Here is a 5,290-nt window from a genome sequence, read left to right as displayed (position 1 = left end):
AAGAACGGTCCATCAAGCGCTATGCCGGTCGTTGCCGGCCGGCGGCGGAATGCGCCCCGGGGAGGGCAGACAGTTTCAATGAGGAAATGTCAAGCGTCGTAGGGCGCGGCATAACAAAGCCGGGCGGCAGCGGCGAGGGGTGTTACTGAATCTCAACAGTTACGTATAAAACGAATACAATCACTTAAATACCTCAATTGACGTGGCATTGAGCGTGATGCGCTCCTTGACCCCCCTGGTCCGGGCAGAGTATGGCCGGCAAGGAAGCGTTATCATAGTGGTTGCGCAACTAAGTTGACCTCACCATCACCATCACGGACAGGGATCGGTTTTACTATGAAATTCAAAGCAATGGGCGCTTTTGCCGGCCTGGCCCTGCTGGCAGCCTGCTCCTCCACCCCGACCACGAGCACCACGGCCACGGGCGCTGGTATGGCAAGCACTGGCGCGGCGCCGGGCAGCGAGCAGGATCTGGTGGCGAACGTCGGAGACCGCGTGTTCTACGCGTTCAATGAATCCACCCTGAGCAGCGACGCCGATGCCACCCTCGGCCGTCAGGCCGACTGGCTCAAGAAGTACCCGAACGCGAACGTCCTCGTGGCCGGCAACGCCGACGAGCGCGGCACCGAGACCTACAACCTGGCCCTCGGTCAGCGCCGCGCCAACCGCGCCCGCGACTATCTGGTTGCCCAGGGCGTGGCGCCCTCGCGCATCCAGACGATCTCCTACGGCAAGAACTGCCCGGTTGCCGCCGGCAATGACGAAGCGGCCTACCAGCAGAACCGCAACGCGATCACCTCGGTGCAGGGCTTCAACCCGCAGAACTGCCACTAACGTTTCCTACGCGCCGGCTTGAAGCCGGCGCGTACCCTACAGGCCGGCGGCGCTTCGAAAGATGAGGCGCCGCCGGTTTTGTTTTTGCCCGTCAAAGGGATATAACCGCGTCAATTCCGTCCGAGCATCTGGATCCTTGCATGCGCCCCAATATTGTCGCCGTCGCCGCTTTCGCCGCCCTGCTGCCCGTTGCCGTTCATGCTCAGCCGATCGTGCAGAGCCAGGAGGGCATCGCGCTGGAAAATCAAATTCTGCAACTGCAGCAGCAGGTGCAGCAATTGCAGAACAGCGGCGGCGGTAATGGCGGGTCGGCCCTGGGCGGCGGGCAGGCTGTGCCGCCGCCTTCGTCCGGCGCGGCGCCTGACGGCGGCATGGTCGCGTCGCTGCTGAACCAGGTGAACCAGTTGCAGGCGGAAATGGACAAGCTGCACGGCGACATCGACACGCTGCAAAACCAGGTCAACACCCAGCATGCCCAGACCGAGCAGGAAATCGGCGATCTGAAATTCCAGATGTCGAACGGGCAGGGTGGGCAGGCGCAGCCCGGCCAGCCCCCGGTTCCCGGTGCGGCACCGGCACACGACGCCGCCCTGCAGGCGCCGCCCCCGCCGAGCAACCCGCCGCATCCTGCCGCTCCGGCCTCGCCGCGTGCGCTGCTGCACACAGCGCAGCAAGATTACGAGCAGCATAATTTTACCGGCGCCGAGGCCGCATCCCGCGCCATCCTCGCCCATGCCGCTTCCAGCCCGGAAGCCTATCATGCGCAATTCCTGCTGGCGCAGTCGCTGGCGGCGCAAGGGCGGCCGCAAGACGCGGCCATCGCTTACGACAACACTTACAACCTCAACCGCGCGGGTTCGGAGGCGCCGGCCTCCCTGCTGGGCCTGGCTCGGTCGCTGGCGGTGATCCACCAGAACGAGGCGGCCTGCCAGACGCTGGCCTCGCTGGCCAGCCAGTTCCCCACGCTTCCCCAGGACATGAATACGCGGGTCGATGCCGTGCGGCATCTGGCGCGTTGTTCCTGAGCGCCCGACCCGCGGCCTCACCGCGCCGGCGTTGAGCCGGTGACATCCCTGCCGGACGCTTTTGCCGTTTCGATGGCGCGGCTCGGCCCGTTTACCGCCGTGCCGCGCCTGAGCGTGGCGGTGTCCGGCGGCGCAGACAGCTCCGCTTTGGCCTTGCTGGCCCAGGGCTGGGCGGCGGCGCAAGGCGGCGACGTTTTGGCGCTGATCGTCGACCACGGCTTGCGGCTGAATTCGGCGGCGGAGGCGGCGCTCGTCGCCGCGCGCCTGCAAGCCTGCGGCATTGCCAGCCAAATCCTCACCGTTTCCGGGTTGCACCAGGGGCCGGGCCTGCAGGAGCGGGCCCGCGCGGCGCGTTATGAAGCGCTCGGCCTGGCCGCGCGCGCGGCCGGCCGGCCGCATCTGTTGCTCGGCCACCATGAAGGCGATCAGGCGGAAACGGTGGCAATGCGCGCGGCGCGCGGCGCCGGGGGCGCCGAAGGCATGCCCGCCTGGTCCGCCCGTGATGATGTGGTTTTGCTTCGGCCGCTGCTCGGGCTGATGCCGGAAGAGCTGCGTGCCTATCTGCGCGCGCGGGGAATGGAATGGGTCGAGGACCCGTCAAACCTCTCGCGCCGCTTCGAGCGCGTCCGGTTTCGTCAGGACGGCGCCGCGCCCGTGGCCACCGAGGCGGCGGCGGCGGCGCGACGGGCGCGGGAGATCGAGGCTGCCGGCTTTCTCGCGGTGGTTGCCTCGTTCCGGCCCGAAGGATTCGCTGTGCTCGACGCGCCTGCCGCCCCGCCTGCCGCCCTCGCGGCGCTGCTGCGGACCATCGGCGGCGAAACGCACAAACCGGCCCAGGCTTCGGTGGCGGCGCTGGCGCACAGGCTGCGCCCGGCCACGCTGGGCGGCGTGCGCATCGTGCCGGCCGGCCGGCTGGGGCCGGGCTGGCTGCTCTGCCGCGAGCCCGCCGCATGCGCGCCGCCGGTCGCGGCTCGCGCAAGCGTGATCTGGGACCGGCGTTTCCGGCTGGACATGGTGCCCGCGCCCGGCAGCCGGTTCGGCGCGCTCGGAGCGGATGCTGCGCGGTTCCGGAAATTCAACGGATTGCCGACGCTGGTGTTGCGCACCATGCCGTGCCTGCGCGCACCCGACGACGTGTTGCAAGTGTTTCCGGTGCCGGCGCGATTTTTGTCGCCTGCTCCTGTGACATCCCTCCCATTCTATAGCTGACGGCAATTAATTTGTACTGTCTTGGGAAATCAGTGCAGAATGCCTACATCATAAACGGTTCCAAGCCGCAAACCTGTGGTGGCGTCTGTATTGAAAGAATTGGATAGGGCTAGATGAATAATCTTGGTCGAAATATTGCCCTCTGGGTTGTTGTGGCATTGTTCCTGGTCGTGCTGTTCAACGTTTTTCAGCCGTCGACCACGACTCCCAACGCGACGCCGGTGGCCTATTCCAGCTTCCTGGGGGAGGTGAAGAGCGGCCAGGTTCAGGATGTCACGATTTCCGGTCATGACATCACCGGCACCACCAAGGACGGCAAGAACTTCGAGACCTACACGCCGGATGATCCGTCGCTGGTTGGCCAGCTGGTCGCCGCGAACGTGCATGTCGAGGCCAGGCCTGAAGGGGATACGATGAATCCCTTCCTCAAGGTGCTGATCTCCTGGGCGCCGATGCTGCTGCTGATCGGCGTGTGGATCTTCTTCATGCGGCAGATGCAGTCCGGCGGCGGCCGCGCGATGGGCTTCGGCAAGTCCCGCGCCCGCCTGCTGACCGAGAAGCAGGGCCGCATCACGTTCGAGGATGTCGCCGGCATCGACGAGGCCAAGAGCGAGCTGCAGGAAATCGTGGAATTCCTCCGCGACCCGCAGAAGTTCCAGCGCCTCGGCGGCAAGATTCCCAAAGGCTGCTTGCTGGTCGGCCCGCCCGGCACCGGCAAGACGCTGCTGGCCCGCGCCATCGCGGGTGAGGCGAATGTGCCGTTCTTCACCATTTCCGGCTCGGACTTCGTGGAAATGTTCGTCGGCGTCGGCGCCTCGCGCGTGCGCGACATGTTCGAGCAAGGCAAGAAGAATGCGCCCTGCATCATTTTCATCGATGAAATCGACGCGGTCGGCCGCCATCGCGGCGCCGGCCTCGGCGGCGGCAATGACGAGCGCGAGCAGACCCTGAACCAGATGCTCGTCGAGATGGACGGGTTCGAAAGCAATGAGGGCGTGATCCTCATCGCCGCCACCAACCGTCCGGACGTGCTGGACCCGGCTTTGCTGCGCCCCGGCCGCTTCGACCGGCAGGTCGTGGTGCCGAACCCGGACGTGATGGGCCGCGAGAAGATCCTCAAGGTGCATATGCGCAAAGTGCCTTTGGCGTCCGATGTGGACCCGAAGACCATCGCCCGCGGCACGCCGGGCTTCTCCGGCGCGGACCTCGCCAACCTGGTCAACGAAGCGGCGCTGCATGCAGCCCGCATCGGCAAGCGCGTGGTCGCCATGGCCGAATTCGAGCACGCCAAGGACAAGGTGATGATGGGCGCGGAACGCCGCTCGCTGGTCATGTCCGACGACGAGAAGCGCATGACCGCCTATCACGAAGGCGGCCACGCGATCTGCTCGATCACCCTGCCGGAATGCGACCCGGTGCACAAAGCCACCATCATCCCGCGCGGTCGCGCGCTGGGCATGGTGATGTCGCTGCCCGAGGGCGACCGTTATTCCACCAGCAAGGCCAAGCTGTTGCAGCAGTTGATCATGGCCATGGGCGGCCGCGCCGCTGAAGAGCTCGTGTTCGGCCCGGACAAGGTCTCCAACGGGGCGTCCGGCGACATCAAGATGGCGACCGACACCACCCGCCGCATGATCACCGAATGGGGCATGTCAGAGAAACTCGGCATGATTTCCTACGGCGATAACGGCCAGGAAGTGTTCCTCGGCCATTCGGTGACGCAGAACAAGAACGTGTCCGAAGCCACCGCCCGCGAGATCGACACCGAGATCAAGGCCGTGATCGACCACGCTTATGCCGAGGCCAAGCGGATCCTGACCGAACGAAGGGAAGATCTGGAAGCCCTGGCCAAAGGCCTGCTGGAATATGAGACGCTCTCCGGCGATGAAATCCAGCAGGTGCTGCGCGGCGAAAAGATCATCCGCAAGGTGGTCGATGAGCCCGCCGCCGACAGAAGCCGCGCCTCGGTGCCAACCTCCGCGCCGCGCCCGGACCTGCCGGGCGGCCTCGGGCCGGTGCCGGCTTAAGGTCGGATTACCTCGCAAATAAAAACGGCGCCCTCGGGCGCCGTTTTGTTTTAGGGAGGAAGAAAGCAGCCGCTTTTTAAAAAAAGCGGCGCAAAAACTTTGGGGCTGTCCCAGATCCTGAGCGGATCTAGGATGGTTTTATGGACCTAAGGTACTGTCGTTTAACGGAAAAACAGCAAGATCGTCTGGCTGAGT

General features: G+C 65.4%; 4 protein-coding genes. All 4 read left to right on the top strand.

Annotated elements, in window-relative coordinates:
* Positions 1 to 336 precede the first annotated feature (336 nt).
* The 4 genes from VNC39_RS15180 (at position 337) to ftsH (ending at position 5,095) form a co-directional block, all read left to right on the top strand.
* Positions 337 to 834: an OmpA family protein gene (locus tag VNC39_RS15180; RefSeq protein WP_325400492.1), complete on the top strand. Its 498-nt coding sequence runs from the start codon at positions 337 to 339 to the stop codon at positions 832 to 834.
* Positions 835 to 974: 140 nt separating this feature from the next.
* Complete coding sequence (locus VNC39_RS15175) at positions 975 to 1,859, top strand: tetratricopeptide repeat protein (protein WP_325400491.1); 885 nt, start codon at positions 975 to 977, stop codon at positions 1,857 to 1,859.
* Between the two features lie 39 nt (positions 1,860 to 1,898).
* Positions 1,899 to 3,068, top strand: coding sequence for a tRNA lysidine(34) synthetase TilS (tilS, locus tag VNC39_RS15170; protein ID WP_325400490.1), 1,170 nt, complete (start codon positions 1,899 to 1,901; stop codon positions 3,066 to 3,068).
* A gap of 113 nt (positions 3,069 to 3,181) precedes the next feature.
* Positions 3,182 to 5,095 (top strand): ATP-dependent zinc metalloprotease FtsH, encoded by a 1,914-nt coding sequence (ftsH, locus tag VNC39_RS15165; protein WP_325400489.1) that lies wholly within the window; start codon positions 3,182 to 3,184, stop codon positions 5,093 to 5,095.
* Positions 5,096 to 5,290: the final 195 nt, after the last annotated feature.

Source organism: Acidocella sp., assembly GCF_035535915.1.
In the GTDB taxonomy this organism is placed as follows: Bacteria; Pseudomonadota; Alphaproteobacteria; order Acetobacterales; family Acetobacteraceae; genus Acidocella.
Note: the sequence above shows the minus strand (reverse complement) of the source record. Positions and strands in the feature narration are given on the sequence as shown.

Bases quoted from the DNA above. Each gene is read 5' to 3' on its own strand.
- VNC39_RS15180 (WP_325400492.1), top strand. From the start codon at position 337: ATGAAATTCAAAGCAATGGGCGCTTTTGCCGGCCTGGCCCTGCTGGCA.
- VNC39_RS15175 (WP_325400491.1), top strand. From the start codon at position 975: ATGCGCCCCAATATTGTCGCCGTCGCCGCTTTCGCCGCCCTGCTGCCC.
- ftsH (WP_325400489.1), top strand. From the start codon at position 3,182: ATGAATAATCTTGGTCGAAATATTGCCCTCTGGGTTGTTGTGGCATTG.